Origin of the sequence: Streptomyces sp. NPDC021212 (assembly GCF_044332925.1) — a bacterium.
Taxonomy (GTDB): Bacteria; Actinomycetota; Actinomycetes; order Streptomycetales; family Streptomycetaceae; genus Streptomyces.
Genome location: NZ_JBIRPZ010000002.1, coordinates 417,587 through 440,692, shown reverse-complemented (window position 1 = coordinate 440,692; position 23,106 = coordinate 417,587). Strand labels below are relative to the sequence as shown.

Below are 23,106 nucleotides of genomic sequence, written 5' to 3'. Positions count from 1 at the left end.
TTCTCCTGCGATTACTTGCCGTTGAGGGACCGGTCGAGCTCGGTCCGGAGGATGGCCTGGAAGGTGGCGACGTGCTTGGGACCCATGAGCGTGTAGTGCTCACCGGGCACGTCGAGGTAGCGGTTCTCCTCGCGGGTGTGCTCGTCCCAGCGTCGGAGCTCGTTGTTGAGCCAGTCCTCCTTGGTTCCGCGCAGCGGGATCGCGTAGAACACGCTCATCGAGCGCGCGGTGCCGCTCGGGTGGTAGGTGCGGCCGAGACCGGTCAGGCCGTCGGCGAGGTCGGCCCAGGCCGTGAACCGGGGCAGATCGAGGTCCAGTTCGGCGAGCCGGTCCGGCGGGGCGATCTCGATCAAGTGCTTGAGCTGCTCGTCCTTGCTGAGCGGACGCAGCTGGGCGGGCAGCTCGAGAGCCTGTTGCTTCGAAATCAGCTCCAGGAACATCGCCAGGTTGACGGCGGTCTCGATGTAGTCGAGTTCGTCCATGCGGTACTTGATGTGTGGCGGCAGGTTGAAGCTGCCGAGGAAGTCGACCCGCTCGCCCTCGGCCTCCAGGATCTTGGCGATCTCGAATGCCACCGCCGAGCCGAAGGAGTAGCCGGCCAGTGCGTACGGGCCGTGCGGTTGCCTCTCGCGGATGGCGGCGGCGTACCTACGGGCCATTTCGTCGAAGGACTCGAAGGGCTTCTCGCCGGGGTTGAAGCCGCGCGCCCGCAACGCGTAGAAGGGGCGCTCCTGTACGAAGTACTTGGCCAGGTTGACGAAGACGAGGACCTCGCCGACTCCCGGGTGGACGCAGAACAGCGGCGTCTTGTCGCCACTGGTCTGCAGAGGGACGATCGGGTCGTACCCGGCCGGACCTTCCTCCTCGCCCACCGTGAGCCGCTTGGCGAGCTCGCGGACGCTCGGCGCGGTGAGGATGGCGAGAACCGGCAGGTCCGCGGCACCGAGCCGGGTGCCCACCAGCCTCTTCATGCGCAGGATGTCCAACGAGGTGCCGCCCAGGTCGAAGAAACTGGCCGTGGCGCTGACCGTCTCGGGCGCCATGTCGAACAGTTCGGCGTAGATCCCGGCCAGGGCCTGCTCGGTCTCGCCCGCGGGGGCGTCGTATCCGCCGAGGTGGCGGGTGACCAGTTCGTCGATGGCTGCCCGGTGCGCGGCGTAGTCGCCGGCCTCCAAGCGCTTTCGCATGAGTGAACGCTGGATCTTGCCGAGGCTGGTCTTGGGGAAGGCGTCCTTGGGCAGCGGCAGCAGCAGCGCCGGGCGGAAGCCCCAGGCCATGACGGTGCTGTTGCGTACCGCGATCAGCAGGCGGTGCAGACCGGCCTCGTCATCGGGGTCCAGGGTGGTCGCGAAGGCCACCACCAGCTGCTCGGTGTCGTTGCCCTCCGGGCGAGTCGGGAAGGCTGCGACGTACGATGTGCACACCCCGTCGAGGTCTTCCAGGAGCGCTTCCAGCTCATGGCTGAAATAGTTCACGCCGTTGACGATGATGCTGTCCTTGCTGCGCCCGACGAGGGTGAGCCTGCCGTCGAGGAGGCACCCGAGGTCGCCGGTGCGGAACCAGCCGTCGGTGGTGAACGCGTCCTTGGTGGCCTGCGCGTTGTTGAAGTAGCCGCTGGTAACCATCGGTCCGTTCAGCTGGACCTCGCCGATCTCGCCGTCGGCCAGCACCCGGTCCCCGCCGTCCTCGGTTATCCGGATGGTCAGGCCCGTCACCGAGCGACCCACCGCCGCGAACTCCGCGTCGAGGTCCTGGTCGGGGAAGTCGCGATTGTAGATGCTGCCGGCGCAGGTCTCCGTCATGCCGAACGCCGGCCACAGCGCGTTGCGGTCGAGTCCGTACGGAGCGAGGTTGTCCAGGAAGGTCACGCCGGTGGCCACCGGATTGGCCTCGCCACCGGAGACGATGTGCCGCAGTCCGGACAGATCCAGGGTCAGTTCGCCGGGCATCTCCGCCAGGGCCTGGTTGATCAGGCCGAGCAGGAAGTTGGGCGTGAAGGTCATCGTCACGCGGTGCGCGTCGATGAGCCGGAGGAAGCGCACCGGGTCACCCAGGATGGTATCCGGGGTGGTCTGCAGCTGGTTCGCGCCGACCGACAGCGGCAGCAGATGTGCCTCCAGCAGGGCAGCGACGTGATCGTACGAGATCCAGTTGAGCGTGATGTCCGTCGAGGTGAGGCCCTGCATCTCGGCCTTGGCCGCCATGGAGGCCAGCAGGTTCGCGTGGGTGAGCATGACGGCCTTGGAGCTGCCCGTGGACCCCGAGGTGAGGACCAGCAGGGCGACGTCCGTGGGCCGGGCATGGGAGATCGTCACGTCCGCGGGGGCGATATCGCACGCATCGGGGGTGAGGTGGTCGAGGACCGCCACCTCCAGGCCCGGGACCTCCGGCATATCGTCACGCAGCCGGGCTGTGGTGACCAGCAGGGGACCGTCGAGCAGGGCGTCGACGTGCGCGAGCTGAGCGCTCCACCGCTCCGGATCATTGCGTAGGGGAACAAGGGGGCAGGCGGTCATACCACCGAGCAGACATGCCCAGAAGGTGGGCAGGAAGTCCTCCGGCCTTTCCAGCAGCAGAGCGATTGTGCGGCCTGCTTCCGCGCCACGGGCGCGCAGTCCCGCCAGTATCCGGAAGGCTTCGCCCAGCAGTTCGGGGTACCGCTGGAGCCGGCTCTCTGCCACGTCGTCCGCCCTGCAGTACCGCAGCCCGTTGTCCGGGTACTGTTCGGCGGCCTGGAGCAGCAGGTCAGCGAGGTGGGTGGCCTCCGGCCGGGACCGAGGAGCCGTCCGGAAGGTGGTGGGCACGGATTCCTGAATCGTCATCATCGTCCCTCTCCTGAATATACGGAAAGACCCGCACCGGGCGAGGCGATCCCTGGGGCGGCGGGGCCGCCCCAGGGCGAGCAGGTACTGAACGCCCGCAAAGAACGCGAACTTCACTTATCCGGTTTCCCCGAACGCTTCGCAAGGCATCGGAGCGAAGCGTCTCCAGCAGGTGGCGAGGGAATTGCGGTGCCGCGCTGAGATCAGACGTCGTCCCAGTTGCTCCGTCATTTCCAGTGAGTCATTCAGCGGTTAAATCGGTCTGATAGCCCAGGCCCTTTGACGGTGAGTCACCGTTATCAGGTCGGCAACCGGAGAGAAACCAGGTCGGGTTGGGATCGTGTTGAGGTTTTCCTCGCAACCCAAGGGCATCAGGCCGTCAGGCTGATTGCTTTGCTGCAAGGAAGGGATAATTCGTGAAGGTTTACCGCCACAAGAACCGAGTCGGCCAGGATTCTGTCGCTGCATCAGGTGTGACGGGACGCCGGCGGTGGGTGGGCTATGCCGGAACGTTGGTGGCTGCGGTGGCGGTCATGGGCGTCGGCGGTGCCGGTACGGCTTCGGCGGCAACGACGACGACCGCGCACGCGGGCCACGCGACGGCACCCGTGTCCAGCCTCACCAGCCCCGTGGGCGAGTCGGTGGGCGCACTGTGGCACCACACCGAGATGTACCACCTGAGTGACCCGTCGTGGGAGGTGACCAGCATGCTCACCGACCCCACCGGGAACCTCAAGGTGCACGGCAAGATGATGGACGACACCCTGTCTCCGATCGTCGAGGCAGGCACCGGGGCCCTCGGCGGCTAGGTTTTCGCCGCCACGGGCGGGAAACCGGTTGTGACGTCGGCGGGTCCCGGGCAGTCGGGGCCCGCCGACGCGGAAACCTGATGTCGCATGCCATCACGTCAACGCTGACCAGAACAGAACAAGGCTGGCACATGCGCAAGGACATGGTGCGAATGCGTTGAAGTCGAAGCCGCCCTCTCAGACCCGCTCGGCCCGCTCCCGCAGCAACCGGCGCTCCGGGGCGTTGCGGGTCAGAGAGGCGGCGCGCTCGTATTCGGCGCGGGCCTCCTCCCGCCGCCCCAGCCGCTCCAGCAGATCGCCGCGGACGCTCGGCAGCAGGTGATAGTCGCGCAGCGCGGGGTCCGCCACCAGGGCGTCGACCAGTTCCAGCGCGGCCGCCGGGCCCTCCGCCATCGACACGGCGACCGCCCGGTTCAGCTCCACCACCGGGGACGGGGTGAGGGCGGCCAGCCGGTCGTAGAGGGCGGCGATGGTCCTCCAGTCCGTCTCCTCGTAGCGGACCGCCCGCGCATGGCACGCGGCGATCGCCGCCTGGAGGGCGTACGGGCCGTGGCCCGCGTGCTGCAGGGCCTCGACGCCGCGGCGGATCAGCAACCGGTTCCACCTGGCCCGGTTCTGGTCGGCGAGCAGCACTGGCGCGCCGTCCGGGCCGGTGCGGGCCGGGATGCGGGAGCCCTGGAACTCCAGGAGCGCGGCCAGCCCGTGCACCTCGGGCTCCTTGGGCATGAGCGCCGCCAGCACCCGCGCCAGGCGCAGCGCGTCCTCGCACAGGGCCGGGCGCACCAGATCGTCCCCGGCCGTCGCCGAGTAGCCCTCGTTGAAGATCAGGTAGATGACCTCCAGGACCGAGGAGAGCCGGGCGGCCCGGTCCTCCCCGTACGGCACCTCGAAGGGCACCCGCGCCTTCGCCAGCGACCGCTTCGCACGGACGATGCGCTGGGCGACGGCCGCCTCCGAGGCCAGGAACGCGCGGGCGATCTCCTCCGTCGTCAGCCCGCCCAGCAGCCGCAGGGTCAGGGCGATCCGGGCCTCCGGCGACAGCACCGGATGGCAGGCGGTGAAGATCAGCCGCAGCAGGTCGTCGTCGATGTCCTCGGGGTCGCCGAGATCCGCCGGATCGGGCGGCGGTACGTCCTCCAGCGCCCGCCCGACCTCGGCCAGCTTGCGCGCGTACGTCTCCTTGCGGCGTACGAGGTCGATCGCGCGGTGCTTGGCGGTGGCCATGAGCCAGGCTCCCGGCTTGTCCGGGACGCCCGACTCCGGCCACTGCTCCAGCGCGGCGATCAGGGCATCCTGCGCCAGCTCCTCGGCGATGCCGACGTCCCGCACGATGCGGGCGACACCGGCGATGATGCGCGCGGATTCGATCCTGAAGACCGCTTCGACCGTTTCGGTCGCGTTTGCTGCCGTCACGGCCACCCATCAGAGCAGCCGCCCGGTGGTGCGGCAAGCGGAACCGGATCGGTGCGGGATCCGGTTCCGTCCGGAAGGGCGGCTCAGCCCTCGTCGATCTGGCGGACCTCGGCGGTGATGGTCCAGTAGTCCTCGTGGGTCTCCAGGAACCGCTTCGTCCACTCCAGCGCCTCGGCCTTGTCCTTGGCCTGGATGAGCGAGTAGCCGCCGATGACCTCCTTGCTCTCGGTGAACGTACCGTCGGTGTAGCTGATCTTGCCGCCGGACCAGGTGACCCGGGTGCCCTCGGAGGTGGGCTTGAGCCCGGCCGTGTCGAGCATGACGCCCGCCTTGGTGATCTCTTCCAGCAGGGCGCCCATGCGCTCCATCAGCTCGGGGCTGGGGCCCTCGGCGGGGGCGTTCTTCTCGTCGACGCGGATCAGGGTGAGAAAGCGCGGCATGGTGACTCCTCGGTCGCCGGGGCGGGGCCGTTCCCCGCCTCTCACCCTTACGTCGAACGGGAGACGCCCGGATCGACAGCTCCCCGGAAAAATCTTCGAGCAACTTTTCCGGGGGGGTGTCGTGGGCCCATATGCGCTGGTCAGCCCCTATGTGCGGTCAGCCCGTGTGCACGGCGCCCGCGCCCTCGGTGTGCTGCTGCTTCCGCGCGTTGATGGCGATCGCGGTGACCGTCAGCCCGGCCAGGAACATCACGGCCGCGGCGGCGAAGGCCCGGGTGTAGCCGTGGGTCAGCGCCTCACCGGCCCGCGCCACCAGGGCGGTGTCCTTCGTGGCCAGCCCCCGGTAGAGGGCGGCGGCCGCCCCGGGCAGCCGGTCGTCGGCCGCCGAGGTGGAGAGGGTCGACATGACCGCGAGGCCGAGCGCGCCGCCGACCTGCTGCGCGGTGTTCAGCAGCGCGGAGGCGATGCCGGTGTCCTCGGGCCGCACCCCGCTGACCGCGCCCAGCGTCATCGGCACGAAGCCCATGCCCAGGCCCAGCGCGGTGACGAACATCGCGGGCATCAGATGCCCGGTGTACGAGGAGTCCGGCTCCAGGGTCGAGAACCACACCATGCCCGCCGCCGCGACCGCCAGGCCCGGCCCGGCTATCAGCCGCGGGGCGAGATGGGCGGCCAACCTGGAGCTCAGCCCTGCGGCCATGGCCACGCCGAGGCTGAAGGGCAGATACGCGAAGCCGGTCCGCACCGGGCTGTAGCCCAGGATCAGCTGCATGTAGAGCGTCAGGAAATAGAAGGTGGCGAACATGCCCGCGCCGATGCACAGCATGGTGGCGTAACTGCCCCACCGGCTGCGCTCCCGGAACAGCCGCAGCGGCAGCATCGGGTGCCCGGTCCGGGCCTGGACCAGCAGGAACGTGACCAGCAGCACGGCCGCCGCGGTGAACGAGCCGAGGGTCAGGCCATCGGTCCAGCCGTGGTCGCCGCCGCGGGTGATGCCGTGGACCAGGGCGATCAGTCCGCCCGTACCGGTGATCGCGCCGGGGATGTCCAGGCGGCCGGGGGCGCGCCCGGCCTCGACCAGGGTCCGGGTCCCGGCGAGGACGGTCAGCCCGATCGGGATGTTGACGAAGAACACCCAGCGCCAGTCGAAAACATCGGTGAGCGTGCCGCCCAGCAGCAGACCGACCGTGGCGCCGACGCCGCCCATGGCCGCGTACACGCCCATCGCCGTGTTGCGCGCCCTGCCCGCCGGGAACGTCGTGGCGATCAGGGCCAGCGCGCTGGGCGCGGCCATCGCGGCGCCCACGCCCTGCAGCACCCGGGCGCCGATCAACATCCCCTCTTCCGGGGCCAGTCCGCCCAGCACCGAGGCCAGCGTGAAGACCGCGATCCCGGTACGGAACATCCGCCGCCGCCCGAACAGGTCCCCGGCCCGGCCGCCGAGCAGCAGCAGCCCGCCGAAGGCCAGCGCGTACGCGTTGACGATCCACGCCAGGTTGCCGTCGGACACCTTCAGATCGGTCTGGATGCTGGGCAGGGCGATATTGGTGATCGTGGCGTCGAGTACCACCATCAGCTGCGCCGCGGCGATCACGAACAGGGCCAGCCGGAGACGGCGGCCTCCATCCGGTTTCCCTCCGGGCTTCGGCCGCACGGGGGCGACGGCAGTGGTGTCAGCGGACATCGAAAGTCTCCAAAGAATGAGCAGAGATGCGGCCTGCGTCGGCCTGCGCGCTCAGACTCCCCGCAATACATGACATCCGCCGTCATGTTTTTCAGCGATCCTTCGGACCATGAAATCCGACCGGATGCTGTCGATCCTGCTGCTGTTGCAGACCCGCGGACGGGTGCCCGCCACCGAGCTGGCCGAGCGCCTGGAGGTGTCCGTACGCACCATCTTCCGCGACGTCGAGGCGCTCTCCTCGGCCGGGGTGCCCGTCTACGCCGAGCGAGGGCGCAACGGCGGCATCGCCCTGCTGCCCGGCTACCGCACCGATGTGACCGGGCTGACCGCCGACGAGGCGCGGGCGCTGTTCGTGCTCGTCGCCGACCGGGCCCACGCCGATCTGGGGCTCGGCCCGGCCATCGGCTCGGCGCTGCGCAAGGTCATGGCCGCCCTGCCACCGCCGCACCGCGACGCCGCCGCGCTGACCCGCCGCCGCATCCTGGTCGACCCGGTCCGCTGGCGCAGCGGGCCCCGGCCGGTGGCCGACCTGGGAGTGCTCCAGGACGCCGTCTTCACCGACCGGCGGCTGCGGCTGCGGTACCGGCACGGCCGCGACGACCGCGAGGCGTCGTACACCGTCGATCCGTACGGCCTGGTCGACAAGGCGGGCGTCTGGTACCTGGTGGCCGATCACCGCGGCCGGCCCCAGCTGTTCCGCGTGGACCGCATCCTGACGGCGTCGGTCGCCGACGAACCCGTACGCCGCCGCGAGGGGGCGGAGCTGGCCGACGTGTGGGACACCCTGCGCAGGCGGATCGACGACCTCCCCACCGGGTTGGACGTGGTGGTGAAGGTCCGACGGCCGTCCGTACGCCGCTTCCTGGGCATCTGCCACGCCGATCTGTCCGCCCCGCCACCCGCCGAAGCGGAGCCCGACGCGGACGGCGCCCCGGAGTGGGTGGAGTTCTCCTTGCGCTACCGCACCCCGGACGCGGCCCGCCCCCTGCTCGCCTTCGGCGCCGACGTCGAGGTGACCTCGCCGAAGGAACTCCGCGAGGAGCTGGCCCGCATCGCCGCCGAGACCGCGGCCCTCTACTCCGCCGGACGGCAGGGCTGACCGCATGCGGGAAAGCGGCTTGCCGTCCTCTTCCTCTTCCTCCGCCGTACCCGATTCCGGTCGGCCTGTTCCGTCGAGCCTGTGGCGGGACGGCGACTTCCGCAGGCTCTGGGTGGGCCAGACGGCCTCCCAACTGGGCGAACACGCGAGTCTGGTGGTTCTGCCGCTCTTCGCCGTCCTGACGCTCGACGCCGACGCCGGCCAGTTGGGCGCCCTGCGCGCGGTGGGGCAGGCGCCGATCCTGCTGCTGTCGCTCTTCGTCGGTGCGTGGGTGGACAGATGGCGGACCCGTACGGTGATGGTGCTGACGGACGCCGGCCGGGCCCTGGCGCTGGGCGCCACCGCCGTGGCCGGCCTGCTCGGTGTGCTCGGCCTGCCGGCGCTGCTCGTGGTCGCCTTCGCCGTCGGGGCCCTGTCGGTGTTCTTCGACATGGCATACCAGACGTCCTTGGTACGGCTGGTGAAACGCGATCAGCTGGTGCGGGGCAACAGTGCGCTCGAGGGCAGTCGGTCCGTCGCGCAGATCGGCGGCCCCGCCCTCGGCGGCGCGTTGGTGTCGGCGCCGATCGCTGCCGCCCCCAGCGCGGTGTTCTTCGCGCTGTCTTTCCTGTCGATCCGGCGGATCGGCCGCCGCGAATCCGTCCCGGAACGCTTCGAACGTCCTCCTCGGGTCTGGCGGCGGATCCATGAGGGCCTCCGCTTCGTCGCCCGCGACACCTCGCTGCGGACGGTGTGTCTCGCGGCAGCCGCCTTCAACTTCTCCTTCGCGGCGGTGATGACCGGCTATCTGCTGTTCCTGCCACGGGACCTGCACCTCTCGGGCACCGCCGTCGGGCTGGCACTCGCGGCGACGGGGCCGGGCGCGCTCCTGGGCTCGCTGCTGGCCGCCCGCCTGCCGGACCGCTTCGGATACGGCGCCGTGCTCGTGTCCGCGGCAGCTCTCGGCGACGGCGTGTTCCTGGTCGTGCCCGCACTGCACGGCTCGTCGGTGGTGACGGTTCCGGCGCTCCTTACGGTCAACTTCGTCTTCGGGACCTTCAGCCAGCTGGTGAATGTCACGGTCATGGCCGTCCGGCAGGCCGTCACCCCGGACGGGATGCAAGGCCGCGCGGCCGCGACGATCAACTTCGTCGGCATGGGGCTGACCCCGCTCGGTTCGCTGCTCGGCGGCTTTCTGGCCGAAGCGTGGGGGACCCGCACCAGCCTCCTGGCGACAGCCGCGGGGATGCTGCTGTCACCGGCACTGATGGCCCTGTCCCCGCTCGCCCGCCTGGGGCGGACGCCGTGAACCCGGACCTCGTCCTGCAGCCCCGGGTACCTGGCGATGAGGACGTGAGACCGTTGCCGGTGCCCACGACGGGACTACCTCGGCATCGTGTGGCCGTTGGTGGTCAGGACGTAGTCGCCGACGAGGTCGCCGACCAGCGCCCCGGCGAGGAGGTCGCTGGGCACGTGGCCGGCCATGTAGAGGCGGGAGTAGGCGATCTGGGCCGCCATCCACCGGTAGTCCTCGGCACGGCGCGGGGCGAGCGCGCTGAGGTAGGTGGCGGCGGCGCCGGACTTGGCGGCGTGCCGGGAGGGGTACGAGAAGGGCCCCTTCTGGCCGGGTTTGAGGTGCTTCTCGGGCCGCAGGGACGGATCGAGGACATACGGTGCGGGCTGCTTGTAGCGTGCCGCGAGCTCCTCGGTGATCTTCTTGGAGAGCTTGAGCGCGTTCTTCAGCTCGGCCTTCTCCGCTGTGCCCTCGTTGCGGGGGATCAGTTCGCGCTGGTCGTGCAGGTACAGCTTCCAGATGTCCTTCTTGCCATGGAGCTCCAGCCAGGTGGCGGCCTTCTCGCCCGCCGCGGTACGGGTCTTGGCGAGCTTCTGCACTTGGTGGAGTTCGTCGGTGCGCTTGGCCTTGCTCGGCGGCGCGGGGACGTGCTTCACCACCCAAGCGGCGAACGCGCGGTCGTCGCGCGCGGCGCCGTGATCCTTCTTCCACTGCGCGAACAGGCTGTCGGCGGTCTTCTTCTGCGCTTCTATCTGTTTCGAGACGGCGGCGATGTCGGCGTCGGGGAACAGCTTCGGCGGGGGGTTCTGCTTGATGGCTTGCGTCGCGCCGGGCTTTTTCTTGGCCGAGGCAGCCGCGGTGGCCGAGCCGGCTGGGGCGGCCGAGGTATGCAGCAGACCGAAGACCGCGGCACCGGCGGCGACGGTGCCGATGACCGGATACTGCCATTTCAGACGGTACTGGCTCATGTGGAGGTGTTCCTTACGCTCGTGTCGGGGGCGGAGGGCGCCTCGCTGCGTGGTGCGAGGCGGAAACGGGTGCGGGCGAGGCGGCGGATGTTGTTGTCGGGCAGGCCGGGCACGAGCAGCGACAGGCCGACGATGTACTTGCTGATGGACACGGGGCGGGCGCCGAGGCCCAGCAGGTGCCGGTCGGCGGCGGCCGGGCGGGGGCCTCCCTTGGTCTCGACCAGTACGTATCCGGGGTCCAGCGCGGCGGTGCGGCCGTCGCGATGGGTGGCGAGCAGGCTGTCGAGGGTGACCCGGACGCCGGCTTCGAGGTCGGCGAGGGCGGCGCGGACGTAACAGACCTCTCCGGCCGGGGCCAGCTCCGCGACGCCGACAGCGATCTCGTTGTCGCGGAGCACACCGTCGACGTACGCGGCGGCGTGGTCATCCAGGTGGCCGTAGGCGTCGGCGTCGACGCCGAGCGCGTGCTTGACCGTGGCCCCACGGCCGTCCTTGGTCTTCACCTCGACCCGGCACAGCCGGTCCTCGGTGTAGAGCCGGGTACGGACCTTCCACCGGCGGCGTCGTCCCTGGACGTGCGCGCGCCAAGCGGCCAGGCCGACGGTGTCGAAGTAGGTGCTCCGGTACTCGGTGGTGCGGCGACCGTGGATCTCCAGGATCCGGTGGCTACCGGCCAGCGAGTCGACCAGCCGGGCCGCCGCCGCGGTCGGTACCAGGTACTTCCGGTCCACCCGGTGCTGCAACGACGCGGCGGCATCGACCTCGGCCAGCGACGCTCCCCGCAGACCGGCCAACCCCAGCTGGTCGGCGAACCCGGCTTCCGAGGCCACGTCCACGGCGGTGCCCGTCAGCACGCCCGCCCCGGCACTCACGCGGACCTCCCGCCGGACAGGGATGAGCCATCCTCCGCACCGTCTCGCTGCCGGGGAATGCCCGCGGTGTTCTCCTGCACGGGGTAGCCGGCGGTGACGCGGGTGGTCTCGCGGACGTAGTCGACCTCGTCGACCTCGGCCCACAGCGGCTCGGCCCCGAGCCGGGCGGCCACCTCGGCGCGCACGTCCTCGGCGCCGCTGCACACGCGGTCGAGGGTGATCTTCATGGCGCGGGTGGGCTGGGGGGCGGCGCGGGGGTCGTCCACGACCAGGACGGCGGCCAGGAGGAAGACATCGAGGAAGACGATCAACCAGGTCTCCCGCTGCGGCAGCCCGTTGACCAGGGCGATCACGAGCGCGATGAAGGTGTAGGCGACGTCCTTGACGGTGAAGGCGGCGCTGCGCAGCCGGACCAGGGAGAGGATGCCGAAGAGACCGAATCCGACCCCGGTCGGGAACTTCCCCGCGCTGATCGCGGTCATGGCGGCGAAGAGCCCGATGTTGAGCGCGGTGAGGGTGAGCGGCATCTCCGGCAGAGGGCGGCGGCGCCGGTAGAGCCAGCCGACCAGGATCAGTACGGCGAGCACGTCCAGTCCGGTGCGGGCGGCCAGGTCCCCGGCCGTCAGGTGCTCGGCGAGCCCCTTGCCCGCGAGGCTGATCGCGGCGTGCATCATGGTTGTCGATCTCCATTCCCGGCGGCACCCGCGGACCCCTCACCTGAGGCCGCTTACCACCTGCATGGCGACGCACGCTAGGACAAGCGCATGAAGAGAGCATGAAGCTTGCCCATCCTGGAATCCTTCCCCGTAGTACCCCGCCGGCCCGTGGGCCGGCATCGGTGGGGTTACCCTTTCCGCCGTGCACTACCTGGTCGTCGAGGACGAAACCCGCCTGGCCGAGCTGATCGTCCGCTACCTGCGGGAGTCCGGGCACGCCGCTGAGGCCCGCCACGACGGCCCCGCCGGGCTCGAAGCCGCCCGCGCCCCCCGGATCGATGCCGTCGTGCTGGACGTGATGCTCCCGGGCATGAACGGCACGGAGGTCTGCCGCACCCTGCGCCGGGAGGGCAACGACATCCCCATCGTGCTGCTCACCGCCCGCGGCACGATCAGCGAACGCGTCGCCGGCCTGGATGCCGGGGCCGACGACTACCTGGTCAAGCCCTTCGCCATGGAGGAACTGCACGCCCGTCTGCGGGCCATCTCCCGGCGCAAGCCCGCAACCGGCGGCCGCCTGGAGGCCGGCGACCTGGCCCTGGACTCCGAACAGCAACGCGCCTGGCGGGCAGGTGTCGAACTGGAGCTGTCACGGCGGGAGTTCGCCGTACTCGAAGTGCTCATGGACAACGCCGGCCGCGTCGTCAGCCGGGCGCGACTGCTGGACGAGGTGTGGGACGGCGAGGCCGACCCGCGCAGCAACGCCATCGACGTCCACATCTCCAAACTGCGCGCGAAGATCGACAAGGCTTTCGGGCGGAACAGCATCACCACCCTGCGTGGCACGGGCTACCGTCTGGATACGCGACAGTGACACCCGCCGTCGTCGAGGACGAACCCGGCCGCCGTCTCGGCGGCCCCCGGCTGCTGCAACGGCTGCCCATCGTGCTGCGCCTGGTCATCGCCGTCGCCGCCGCCATGTCACTGGTCCTCGGCGGGGCCGCCGCCCTGGTGTACTGGCGCGTCGAAACTGCCCTTGACCAGCAACTGGACGCGGACCTGGCCACCTACCACCACGACCTGGTGCGCGATCTGCGCGCCGGCCGGTCGCTGAGCGGCCCCGACGGCAGCGCCTACCAGATCCTGGACCGGCGCGGGCGAATCGTCGCGGCCAGTGGCCTCGTGCGGACTGAACGGCTGCTCACCGCAGCCGAGATCAAGGCCGCCACCGACGGTGCCACGATCCACCGCGACATCGGAGGGCTGCTGCCGCTCGATCCGCACACGCTACGGCTGACGGCGGAACGGGTCCGCCCGTCCCACCAGCGCACCGTCATCGCCGTCGCGGCCCTGCGCCGCGGCCACCGCGACGAAGCCCTGCGCGAGCTGCTGGCCCAGCTCGGCATCGCCGCCGGCCTCACCCTGCTGGCCGCCTCCTACGTCGGCTACCGCACCGCCCGCGCGGCACTGGACCCGGTGGAGCGATACCGGCACCGGGCCGCGACCCTGGCCGACGGCGCGCCTCGCATACGCCTTCCCGTACCTGAAGACCGCGATGACGAGATCACCCGGCTCGGGCACACCCTCAATCAGATGCTCGACCGCCTCGAAGCATCCGCCGAACGCGAACGCCGCTTCGTCGCCGACGCCAGCCACGAACTGCGCACGCCCCTGTCTCTCCTGCGCGCCGAACTGGACGTCGCCCTGCACCGCCCGCGCAGCGCGGACGAACTCATCGAGACCCTCCGCTCGGTCGACGCCGAAGTCCAGCGACTCATCGACCTCTCCAACGCTCTGCTGGACCTCGAAGAGCTCGGCAGCAGCAAGCACATCACCCGCGCCCCGGAGGACCTGGCCGAACTGGTCGACACCGCCATCTCCGCAGACGTGCAAGCCGCCGCACACGCCGGCCGCTCCCTCACCGTCGACGCCGCCTCCACCACCGTGAACGTGGACGCACGCTGGCTCCGCCCCGCCATCGGCAACCTGATCAGCAACGCCCTGCGCCACGGACAAGGGGATGTCCACGTCACGGCGACCGCCACCGAAGGCAGACTCCGGCTGACCGTCACCGACGAAGGACCCGGATTCCCGCCCGAGTTCCTGCCCCGCGCGTTCGACCGCTTCACCCGCGCCGAAGCCAGCCGCACCAGCGAAGGATCCGGCCTCGGACTGGCCTTTGCCGCAGCCATAGCCGCCGCCCACGGTGGTACGGCCCACGCCGAGAACACCCCCACCGGCTCTGCCGTAACCCTGGACCTTCCCTGCTGAGTCCCGCCTGACCCTCCGGGGACCTTTGCATAAAACTGCCGTCAAACGTATAGTCATGCCATCCGTGAGGGAGGATGGCAATGGCGATACGCGCAGCGGTGGCGGGAGCGAGCGGATACGCGGGCGGTGAGGTGCTGCGGCTGCTGCTCGCGCACCCCGAGGTCGAGATCGGCGCGCTGACCGGCAACGCCAACGCCGGACAGCCGCTCGGCTCCCTCCAGCCGCACCTGGTCCCGCTGGCCGACCGGGTGCTCGCGCCGACTGGGGCCGAGGCACTGGCCGGGCATGACGTGGTGTTCCTCGCGCTGCCGCACGGGCAGTCCGCCGCCGTCGCCGAGCAGCTGGGCGACCAAGTGCTGGTGATCGACTGCGGTGCGGACTTCCGGCTGGAGGACGCGGCCGACTGGGAGAAGTTCTACGGTTCGCCGCACGCCGGGACCTGGCCGTATGGCCTGCCCGAGCTGCCGGGGGCGCGCGCCGCGCTGGAGGGGTCCAAGCGCGTCGCGGTTCCCGGCTGCTACCCCACGGCCGTCTCGCTCGCGCTGTTCCCGGCGTACGCGGCGGGCCTGGTCGGGCCAGAGGCCGTGATCGTCGCCGCCACCGGGACGTCGGGCGCGGGCAAGTCGCCCAAGCCGCATCTGCTGGGCAGCGAGGTCATGGGGTCCATGAGCCCGTACGGCGTGGGCGGCGGCCACCGGCACACCCCGGAGATGATCCAGAACCTGTCGGCCGCGGCGGGGGAGCGGGTCTCGGTCTCCTTCACCCCGACTCTCGCCCCCATGTCCCGCGGCATCCTCGCCACCTGCAGCGCCCCGGCGAAGCCCGGCGTGACGGGGGAGACGCTGCGGGCCGCGTACGAGAAGGCGCTGGGCGACGAACCGTTCGTCCACCTCCTGCCGGAGGGGCAGTGGCCCTCCACCGCCGCCGTGTACGGATCCAACAGCGCCCTGCTCCAGGTCGCCCTCGACGAGGCGGCCGGCCGGGTCATCGTGATCAGCGCGATCGACAACCTCACCAAGGGCACCGCGGGCGGCGCGGTCCAGAGCATGAACATCGCCCTCGGTCTCCCCGAGGAGCTGGGACTTTCCACGATCGGAGTCGCTCCATGAGTGTGACGGCAGCCAAGGGCTTCACCGCCTCCGGCGTCGCGGCAGGGATCAAGGAGAACGGGAACCCCGATCTCGCTCTCGTCGTCAACAACGGACCACGGCTGGCCGCCGCGGGCGTCTTCACCTCCAACCGCGTCAAGGCCGCCCCGGTGCTCTGGTCCGAGCAGGTACTCAAGGGCGGTCAGGTCTCCGCCGTCGTCCTCAACTCCGGCGGCGCCAACGCCTGCACCGGCCCGCTCGGCTTCCAGGACACCCACGCGACCGCCGAGAAGGCCGCCGACGTCCTCGGGCACAGCGCGGGCGAGGTCGCCATCGCCTCCACCGGGCTCATCGGCATCCGGCTGCCCATGGCCCCCCTGCTGTCCGGTATCGAGACGGCCGCCGCCGCCCTCACCGAGCACGGCGGCGAGAAGGCCGCCATCGCCATCAAGACCACCGACACCGTCCACAAGACGGCCGTCGCCCAGGGCCCGGACGGGTCGTGGACCGTCGGCGGCATGGCCAAGGGCGCGGGCATGCTGGCTCCCGGCCTCGCCACCATGCTCGTCGTCCTCACCACCGACGCCGACGTGGACGCCCCCGCGCTGGACACCGCGCTGCGCGAGGCCACCCGCACCACCTTCGACCGGATCGACTCCGACGGCTGCATGTCGACCAACGACACCGTGCTGCTGCTGGCCTCCGGCGCCTCCGGGGTCGCCCCGGCCGCGGACGACTTCGCCGAGGCGGTCCGTACGGTCTGCGCCGACCTCGCGCGGCAGCTGATCGGGGACGCCGAGGGCGCTTCCAAGGACATCCGTATCGAGGTCATCGGCGCGGCCACCGAGGACGACGCCGTGGAGGTGGGCCGCTCCATCGCCCGTAACAACCTCCTCAAGTGCGCCGTCCACGGCGAGGACCCCAACTGGGGCCGGGTGCTGTCCGCGATCGGCACCACCTCCGCCACCTTCGAGCCCGACCAGCTCAACGTCGCCATCAACGACGTATGGGTCTGCAAGAACGGTTCGGTCGGCGAGGACCGCGAGCTGGTCGACATGCGCTACCGCGAGGTGCGGATCACCGCCGACCTGGCCGCGGGCGGCGAATCCGCCGTCATCTGGGCCAACGACCTGACCGCCGATTACGTCCACGAGAACAGCGCGTATTCCTCATGAGCCAGCCGAGCCCGTCGGACAAGACGGAGCAGCCGACCGCCCGCAAGCACACCGCCCAGCCCAAGGCGCGCATCCTCATCGAGGCGCTGCCCTGGCTGACCCGCCACCACGGCAAGACCGTCGTCATCAAGTTCGGCGGCAACGCGATGGTGGACGAGGAGCTGAAGGCGGCCTTCGCCCAGGACGTCGTCTTCCTCCGGCACGCCGGGCTGCGCCCGGTCGTCGTCCATGGCGGCGGCCCGCAGATCAGTGCGCAGCTCGACCGGCACGGCCTGGTGAGCGAGTTCAAGGCCGGCCTCCGGGTCACCACCGACGACGCGATGGACGTCGTACGGATGGTGCTGGCCGGGCAGGTGCAGCGCGAGCTGGTCGGGCTGCTCAACCAGCACGGCCCGCTCGCCGTCGGCATGACCGGCGAGGACGCCCACCTCATGTCCGCGACCAAGCACTTCGCCGAGATCGACGGCGAGCAGGTGGACATCGGCCGGGTCGGGCAGATCACCGACATCGACACCGGCGCCATCAAGGCGCTGCTGGACGACGGCCGCATCCCGGTCGTCTCGTCCATAGCGCGCAGCTCCGACGACGGCCACGTCTACAACGTCAACGCCGACACGGCGGCGGCCGCGCTCGCCGCCGCGCTGAACGCCGAGACGCTGATGGTCCTCACCGACGTCGAGGGCCTGTACGCCGACTGGCCGAACAGCGACGAGGTGATCAGCCAGCTCGGCGCGAGCGAGCTGGAGAAGCTGCTGCCGGAGCTGGCCAGCGGCATGGTGCCCAAGATGCAGGGCTGTCTGCACGCCGTACGCAACGGTGTCACCACCGCGCGCGTCATCGACGGGCGGGTGCAGCACTCGATCCTGCTGGAGATCTTCACGGACGAGGGCATCGGCACGATGGTCGTGCCGGACGCGAAGCAGGAGGGGGAGCACCAGTGAGCAACACGGAACTGACGCAGCGCTGGCAGGGCGCCATGATGGACAACTACGGCACCCCGCGCGTGCCGCTCACCCACGGCGAGGGCGCCACGGTGTGGGACGCGGACGGCAAGGAATACCTCGACTTCGTCAGCGGTATCGCCGTCAACTCCCTCGGCCACGCCCACCCCGCCGTCGTACGGGCCGTATCCGACCAGGTCGCCACGCTCGGCCACGTCTCGAACCTCTTCGTCGCCGAGCCCCCGGTGGCGCTCGCGGAGCGGCTGCTCCAGCTCTTCGGCCGCCCCGGGCGGGTGTACTTCTCCAACTCCGGCGCGGAGGCCGTCGAGGCCGCCTTCAAGATCGGGCGGCGGACCGGCCGCACCCACATGGTCGCCACCGAGGGCGGCTTCCACGGCCGCACCATGGGCTCCCTGGCCCTGACCGGCCAGCCCGCCAAGCAGGAACCTTTCCTTCCGCTGCCGGGCGACGTCACCCATGTGCCGTACGGCGACACCGAGGCGCTGCGCGCGGCCGTCACCACCGACACCGCCCTGGTCATCGTCGAGCCGATCCAGGGCGAGAACGGCGTCATCGTCCCCCCGACGGGCTACCTCGCCGCCGCCCGCGAGATCACCCGCGCCACCGGCACGCTGCTCGTCGTCGACGAGGTACAGACCGGAATCGGCCGTACCGGACACTGGTTCGAGCACCAGGCGCAGGGCGTCGAACCCGATGTCGTCACCCTCGCCAAGGGCCTCGGCGGCGGCCTCCCCATCGGCGCCACCGTCGCCTTCGGCCCCGCCGCCGACCTGCTGACCCCAGGTCAGCACGGGTCCACCTTCGGCGGAAACCCCGTCGCCTGCGCCGCCGCCGTCGCCGTCCTCGACACGATCGCAGCCGACGGCATCCTCGACCGCGTCAAGCGGGCGGGGGAGCGGCTGGGTGACGGAATCGCATCGCTCAACCACGCGCTGATCGGCGAGGTCCGTGGCGCGGGGCTGCTGCTCGGTATCGTGCTCACAGAGTCCCTCGCGCCGCAGGTGCAGCAGGCGGCTCAGGAAGCGGGACTCCTGGTGAACGCGACCGGGCCGGGCGTGGTCCGGCTCGCGCCGCCGCTCGTCGTCGGCGACGACGAGGTGGACACGCTGCTCCGGGAGCTGCCCGCCGTCCTGACCGCCGCGCAAGAGGGTGGTGGGGAATGACGATCCGGAGACTGACGAGACGATGACCGAGGCGCAGCACACCGACGCGGCGAACGACGCGGACGGGAACCACAACGGCCCGTCCGTGCCGCAGACCCGCACCGCCCGCCACCGCCGGATCGTGGACATCCTGAACCGGCAGCCGGTCCGCTCCCAGAGCCAGCTCGCGAAGCTCCTCGCCGACGACGGACTCTCCGTCACCCAGGCGACGCTCTCCCGCGACCTGGACGAACTGGGCGCGGTGAAGATCCGCAACACGGGTGGTGAGCTGATCTACGCGGTGCCGAGCGAGGGCGGCGACCGCACGCCGCGCGCCCCGCTCGGCGAATCGGCGAGCGAGGCGCGGATGGCGCGGCTGGCGGGCGAACTCCTCATCTCGGCCGAGGCCTCCGCCAACCTCGTGGTGCTCCGCACCCCGCCCGGTGCCGCCCAGTTCCTGGCCTCGGCCATCGACTCGGCGGAGCTGCACGTGATCCTCGGCTCGATCGCGGGTGACGACACGGTGCTCCTCATCAGCCGAGACCCGGCCGGCGGCCAGGCCCTGGCCGACCACCTCCTCCGCTTGGCCCAAAAGGCCCGCTGACGCCTCAGCGGCGGGCGGCGCGGGTGCGGCTCGGGGCGTTGCCCCCTGGGGTTTCGTCGCCGGGTGCGGCCCGGTGGCCGGGTTGTGACCCCCGTCCCTCCCCCAGCTACCGCTGGGAGGTGCCGCCTTCGCGGGACGATTGCCCACAACCCGGTCCACGAGCCCGGCGGGTGAGACCCAGCCCGTAGGGGGCGCTGGCCCACCAGCCAGCCACTCCGCCGTGTGGGGCCTGGGGCGGAGATGGCCCACTTCCCAGCCCCACCGGCGTTCGAGGAGCGGGGTCCAGGGGCGGAGATGGCCCACTTCCCAGCCCCTCCGGCGTTTGAGGAGCGGGGGTGCAGGGGGCGGAGCCCCCGCAACGGGGTCTGGGGCGGAGCCCCAGCGGGGCCGGGGCGGACCCCGCCACGCGGCGGAGCCGCATATCGATAGGAGCGAGGAGGGGCGGGGTGGAGCTTACTCCGCCTCCGCCCGCCGCCCCCGCCGCGCCATCCACGCCGCCACCACCGACCCCGACACGTTGTGCCACACCGAGAAAACGGCCGCCGGAAGGGCGGCGAGGGGGCTGAAGTGGGCGGCCGCAAGAGAGGCCGCCAGGCCGGAGTTCTGCATGCCCACCTCGAAGGCCATCGCCCGGCTCGCGGGTGCGCCGAGCCGCGCGACCTTCCCCGCCGCATACCCCAGTGCCAGCCCCAGCCCGTTGTGCAGAACGACGGCCAGCAGCACCAACGCCGCCGCCGACCGAATCGCCTCCGCACTGCCCGCGACGACGATCGCGACAATCACCCCGATCGTCACGGCCGACAGCCACGGCAGCACCCCGAGCAGCCGCCCGATCCACCGCCCGGCCACCAACCGCACCACCAGGCCGCCTATCACCGGCAGCAGCACCGTCTTCACGATGTCGGTCACCATGGATCCCGCGTCCACCGGCAGGAACTCCCCGGCCAGCAGCAGCGTCAACGGCGGGGTCACCAACGGCGCGACCACCGTCGAGACGGTGGCGACCGAGACGGACAGCGCCACATCACCCCGCGCCAGATACGTCACCACATTCGACGCCGTCCCGCTCGGCGCGCAGCCGACCAGGATGACACCGGCCGCCAACTGCGGCGACAGACCGAGCCCCTCAGCGATCAGCCACCCCAGACCAGGCATGATCACGTAGTGCGCGACCAGCCCGAGCGCGACAGCCCAGGGTCGCTTCAGCACGCCGGTGAAGTCAGAAGGGGTCATGGTCAGCCCCATGCAGAACATGACGACCCCGAGTAGATAGGGCACATTCGGCGCCCACCCACTGAAGGTGCCGGGCGTGCTCAGACCCGCTGCCCCGGCGGCGAGGACGAGCAGGGGGAAGACGGTGACGGCCCGCCGGGCCGCCCGGTCATCGGGCGCGGGCCCAGGGTCGGAGGAGGACGACGAGGACGCCACAGGGCTCTTGGGTTCGGATCGCACGGCGTGATCGAACGCTGCGCAGACCCCACCACGCAAGACCGTCTCGATATCTGGTCGCTACAACGACAGCCGCTACAACGACAAAGGCGGCAACGGAAGCGGCAACCCCGGAAGCCCGTCCAAACTACGCGCGACATGGTCCTTCCGCTCGCAGTAGGCGGTCAGCTTCTCCTCGTCGTCCTCCCGCCGAAACCGCTGCGCATGCAGCGTCCGCTCCTCCCGGTAGTCCATGAAGGGCACCGCGTACCCGCACGTGTCCCGGATCAGCTCGGCCGTCACCACGATGACCGCCCGCAGCCCGTGCGAGTGCACCTCGACACCGGGAAAGTGCTTGACCAGCTCGGCGAAGCGCGAATCGTCGCGGAACACCGGCTCACCCCGCCCATGCACCCGCACGATGTTCGGCGGTCCGTCAAAGGCGCACCACATCAGCGTGATGCGGCCGTTTTCCCGCAGATGGGCGATGGTCTCCGCGTTGCTCCCGGAGAAGTCCAGGTAGGCCACGGTCAGTTCGTCGAGCACGGCGAACGAACCGGCCACTCCTTTGGGGGACAGGTTCACGGTGCCGTCCCCGGCGAGCGGGGCGGTGGCGGTGAAGAAGATCTTCTGCTGTTCGATGAATGTGCGAAGTCTGCCGTCGATACGTTCGTACGTTTGACCCATGTGGCGCATTATCCGCCGAGGTCGACGCCACAGGGATGGTTCGATGGAGACATGGCAGACAAGAACGGTCGGCGGGCCCGTCCCGGGATCCGGGTCCGCCGCGTGTACGACACCCCGGAGCCGGACGACGGCACCCGCGTCCTGGTGGACCGGATCTGGCCGCGCGGCCTGGCGAAGGCCGACGCCCATCTGGACGAATGGGCCAAGGCCGCCGCGCCCTCGACCGAGCTGCGCCGCTGGTACGGACACGAGCCCGAGCGGTTCGCGGAGTTCGCCCGGCGCTACCGGGCGGAGCTGGCCGACCCGGAGCGCCGTGAGGCCGTGGACCACTTGTGCGAGCTGGCCGGGCAGGGCACCCTCACCCTCCTCACGGCCGTGAAGGACCTGAGCCACGGCCACGCGGGCCTCCTGGCCGACGCCGTACGCGGCCACCGCTGAACGGCGGCCGTACGCGGCCACCGCTGAGCAGCGGACGTCTCACGACACGCACAGCTCAGCCGAAAAACGGGCGAAACCGCTGGTCTGCCACGTCGTCCCCTCCGCCGTCACCACGAACGCCTCCGCGCCCGGCTGCCGCTGCAGCCACGGCCGGGCGCGCTCGGCGCCCATCGCGCAGGCCGCCGTCGCCCAGGCGTCCGCCTCCGTCAGGCTGGTGCCGACCACCGTCACGGACGCGAGCCCGTCCGCCGGGGGGCGGCCGGTGTGGGGGTCCAGGATGTGGCATCCGCGCTCGGCCGGGCCCGAGGTGGCCACAGCCAGCTCGCCGTGCGCCTCCACCACGGCGAGCAGCTCACCGCGCCGCATCGGATCGGCGATGCCCACCCGCCACGGACCGCCGTGCACCTGCACGTCGCCGCCGCCGTTGACGCACACCGAACCGGCGCCCGCCGAGGCCAGCATCCGGGCGGCACGCTCGACCGCCCACCCCTTGACCAGCCCGGTCGGATCGGGCCGCCCGCCGGCGTAGTGCGCGGTGAACCAGCCGTCGCTGCGGTACGAGAACTCCTCGCACAGCTCCAGCACGTCCCGTACCTCCGGATCGCACTGCGACAGCGTCAGCTCCTCGCGCGCGAGACGGCTGATCTGGCTGTTCCGGCGGTACGTGGAGAACAGCTCGTCCACCCGGTGCAGCCCCACCACGGCCCCGTCCAGCGCGGCCAGCACCCGGGGCCGGTCGGCGTCGTGGACCTCGCGCAGGTCGAAGGAGAAGACGGTGCCCATGACGTGCTCGACATGGCGCAGGGACTGGTCATCGCCGTACGTCATTTGGCACCCGCCTTGTCGAGAGCGCTCTGCAGGGACTTGGAGTAGCCCTCGCTGGTGTACGTCGCACCGGACACGGTGTCGACCTTCGCGGCGGACACCGCCTGCTGGTTGAGCTTCGGGATGGAGTCCTTGGCGATCTGGTCGCTGCGCGGTCCGGAGTTCGGCGTCTTGACGGCCTGCGCGGCGGTGATCTTCCCGCCGCTCATGGTGACGCTTACCTGCACCGGCCCGTACTGCGTGTCGACGACATCACCGGTGACGGTCTGCCCCCCGGCGGCCCCCGAGGGCGCGGTGGCCGCGACGGGCGGCGCCTGCCCGGCCGGCGGTCCGGCGACGTTCTGGCCACCGGCGGGCTGCTTCAGCGCGAGCAGCGCCACGACACTGGCGACGGTGGCGGCCGTACCCAGCAGAATGCGGCGCAGCGGATGCTTCCTCTTCATGGCTCCA

Annotated in this window: 22 protein-coding genes; 11 read left to right on the top strand and 11 right to left on the bottom strand. The window is 70.9% G+C overall.

Annotation, left to right across the window (positions count from 1 at the left end):
* Positions 1-11: 11 nt before the first annotated feature.
* Positions 12-2,822: an AMP-binding protein gene (locus ACH4SI_RS06255; RefSeq protein WP_398293914.1), complete on the bottom strand. Its 2,811-nt coding sequence runs from the start codon at positions 2,820-2,822 to the stop codon at positions 12-14.
* A 515-nt stretch (positions 2,823-3,337) separates the two neighbouring features.
* Here ACH4SI_RS06255 and ACH4SI_RS06250 point away from each other — a divergent pair.
* Complete coding sequence (locus tag ACH4SI_RS06250; protein ID WP_398293165.1) at positions 3,338-3,631, top strand: hypothetical protein; 294 nt, start codon at positions 3,338-3,340, stop codon at positions 3,629-3,631.
* 177 nt (positions 3,632-3,808) lie between these two features.
* Here the strand turns inward: ACH4SI_RS06250 and ACH4SI_RS06245 are convergent, their stop codons facing one another.
* From ACH4SI_RS06245 to ACH4SI_RS06235, 3 genes are all read right to left on the bottom strand, one after another.
* Positions 3,809-5,044, bottom strand: coding sequence for an RNA polymerase sigma factor (locus ACH4SI_RS06245; RefSeq protein WP_398293164.1), 1,236 nt, complete (start codon positions 5,042-5,044; stop codon positions 3,809-3,811).
* An 83-nt stretch (positions 5,045-5,127) separates the two neighbouring features.
* Positions 5,128-5,484, bottom strand: coding sequence for a YciI family protein (locus ACH4SI_RS06240; protein ID WP_398293163.1), 357 nt, complete (start codon positions 5,482-5,484; stop codon positions 5,128-5,130).
* 157 nt (positions 5,485-5,641) lie between these two features.
* Entirely contained in the window at positions 5,642-7,168 is a 1,527-nt protein-coding gene (locus ACH4SI_RS06235; RefSeq protein ID WP_398293161.1) for an MFS transporter, read from the bottom strand.
* 109 nt (positions 7,169-7,277) lie between these two features.
* On the opposite strand from ACH4SI_RS06235, the gene ACH4SI_RS06230 reads away from it, so the two are divergent.
* Together ACH4SI_RS06230 and ACH4SI_RS06225 are read left to right on the top strand one after the other, a co-directional pair.
* Positions 7,278-8,267, top strand: a complete 990-nt coding sequence (locus ACH4SI_RS06230; RefSeq protein WP_398293159.1) for a helix-turn-helix transcriptional regulator — start codon at positions 7,278-7,280, stop codon at positions 8,265-8,267.
* A gap of 4 nt (positions 8,268-8,271) precedes the next feature.
* Positions 8,272-9,555, top strand: coding sequence for an MFS transporter (locus ACH4SI_RS06225; RefSeq protein WP_398293157.1), 1,284 nt, complete (start codon positions 8,272-8,274; stop codon positions 9,553-9,555).
* Between the two features lie 74 nt (positions 9,556-9,629).
* Here the strand turns inward: ACH4SI_RS06225 and ACH4SI_RS06220 are convergent, their stop codons facing one another.
* The 3 genes from ACH4SI_RS06220 to ACH4SI_RS06210 are packed head-to-tail and all read right to left on the bottom strand — an operon-like array spanning position 9,630 to position 12,054.
* Positions 9,630-10,508, bottom strand: coding sequence for a phosphatase PAP2 family protein (locus ACH4SI_RS06220; protein ID WP_398293155.1), 879 nt, complete (start codon positions 10,506-10,508; stop codon positions 9,630-9,632).
* Positions 10,505-11,380: a VTC domain-containing protein gene (locus ACH4SI_RS06215; protein WP_398293153.1), complete on the bottom strand. Its 876-nt coding sequence runs from the start codon at positions 11,378-11,380 to the stop codon at positions 10,505-10,507. Before ACH4SI_RS06215 ends, ACH4SI_RS06220 begins: the two co-directional genes overlap by 4 nt.
* Positions 11,377-12,054: a DUF4956 domain-containing protein gene (locus ACH4SI_RS06210; RefSeq protein ID WP_398293151.1), complete on the bottom strand. Its 678-nt coding sequence runs from the start codon at positions 12,052-12,054 to the stop codon at positions 11,377-11,379. Before ACH4SI_RS06210 ends, ACH4SI_RS06215 begins: the two co-directional genes overlap by 4 nt.
* A gap of 184 nt (positions 12,055-12,238) precedes the next feature.
* On the opposite strand from ACH4SI_RS06210, the gene ACH4SI_RS06205 reads away from it, so the two are divergent.
* The 7 genes from ACH4SI_RS06205 to ACH4SI_RS06175 all read left to right on the top strand — a co-directional run bounded on the left by ACH4SI_RS06205 (position 12,239) and on the right by ACH4SI_RS06175 (position 19,278).
* Complete coding sequence (locus ACH4SI_RS06205) at positions 12,239-12,910, top strand: response regulator transcription factor (RefSeq protein ID WP_398293148.1); 672 nt, start codon at positions 12,239-12,241, stop codon at positions 12,908-12,910.
* Positions 12,907-14,307: an ATP-binding protein gene (locus tag ACH4SI_RS06200; RefSeq protein WP_398293146.1), complete on the top strand. Its 1,401-nt coding sequence runs from the start codon at positions 12,907-12,909 to the stop codon at positions 14,305-14,307. Before ACH4SI_RS06205 ends, ACH4SI_RS06200 begins: the two co-directional genes overlap by 4 nt.
* Positions 14,308-14,387: 80 nt before the next feature.
* Positions 14,388-15,416 carry an N-acetyl-gamma-glutamyl-phosphate reductase gene (gene argC, locus ACH4SI_RS06195; RefSeq protein WP_398293144.1) on the top strand — a complete coding sequence of 343 codons (1,029 nt, stop codon included), beginning with the start codon at positions 14,388-14,390 and terminating at the stop codon, positions 15,414-15,416.
* Positions 15,413-16,570: a bifunctional glutamate N-acetyltransferase/amino-acid acetyltransferase ArgJ gene (gene argJ / locus ACH4SI_RS06190; RefSeq protein WP_398293142.1), complete on the top strand. Its 1,158-nt coding sequence runs from the start codon at positions 15,413-15,415 to the stop codon at positions 16,568-16,570. The genes argC and argJ overlap by 4 nt, the downstream gene beginning before the upstream one ends.
* Positions 16,567-17,511, top strand: a complete 945-nt coding sequence (gene argB, locus ACH4SI_RS06185) for an acetylglutamate kinase (protein WP_398293140.1) — start codon at positions 16,567-16,569, stop codon at positions 17,509-17,511. The genes argJ and argB overlap by 4 nt, the downstream gene beginning before the upstream one ends.
* Complete coding sequence (locus ACH4SI_RS06180; protein ID WP_398293138.1) at positions 17,508-18,695, top strand: acetylornithine transaminase; 1,188 nt, start codon at positions 17,508-17,510, stop codon at positions 18,693-18,695. Before argB ends, ACH4SI_RS06180 begins: the two co-directional genes overlap by 4 nt.
* Before the next feature lie 22 nt (positions 18,696-18,717).
* A complete protein-coding gene (locus ACH4SI_RS06175) occupies positions 18,718-19,278 on the top strand; it encodes an arginine repressor (protein ID WP_398293136.1) in 561 nt (186 codons plus the stop codon).
* Between the two features lie 453 nt (positions 19,279-19,731).
* On the opposite strand, the gene ACH4SI_RS06170 is transcribed toward ACH4SI_RS06175, so the two are convergent.
* Positions 19,732-20,730 (bottom strand): bile acid:sodium symporter family protein, encoded by a 999-nt coding sequence (locus ACH4SI_RS06170; protein WP_398293133.1) that lies wholly within the window; start codon positions 20,728-20,730, stop codon positions 19,732-19,734.
* 72 nt (positions 20,731-20,802) lie between these two features.
* Positions 20,803-21,393 (bottom strand): pyridoxamine 5'-phosphate oxidase family protein, encoded by a 591-nt coding sequence (locus ACH4SI_RS06165; protein WP_398293131.1) that lies wholly within the window; start codon positions 21,391-21,393, stop codon positions 20,803-20,805.
* Between the two features lie 51 nt (positions 21,394-21,444).
* On the opposite strand from ACH4SI_RS06165, the gene ACH4SI_RS06160 reads away from it, so the two are divergent.
* A complete protein-coding gene (locus ACH4SI_RS06160) occupies positions 21,445-21,831 on the top strand; it encodes a DUF488 domain-containing protein (RefSeq protein WP_398293129.1) in 387 nt (128 codons plus the stop codon).
* Positions 21,832-21,870: 39 nt separating this feature from the next.
* On the opposite strand, the gene ACH4SI_RS06155 is transcribed toward ACH4SI_RS06160, so the two are convergent.
* Positions 21,871-22,659, bottom strand: a complete 789-nt coding sequence (locus ACH4SI_RS06155) for an FAD:protein FMN transferase (RefSeq protein ID WP_398293127.1) — start codon at positions 22,657-22,659, stop codon at positions 21,871-21,873.
* On the bottom strand, positions 22,656-23,099 hold the full coding sequence (locus tag ACH4SI_RS06150) for an FMN-binding protein (RefSeq protein ID WP_398293123.1): 444 nt from the start codon (positions 23,097-23,099) through the stop codon (positions 22,656-22,658). Before ACH4SI_RS06150 ends, ACH4SI_RS06155 begins: the two co-directional genes overlap by 4 nt.
* Between the last annotated feature and the right edge of the window lie 7 nt (positions 23,100-23,106).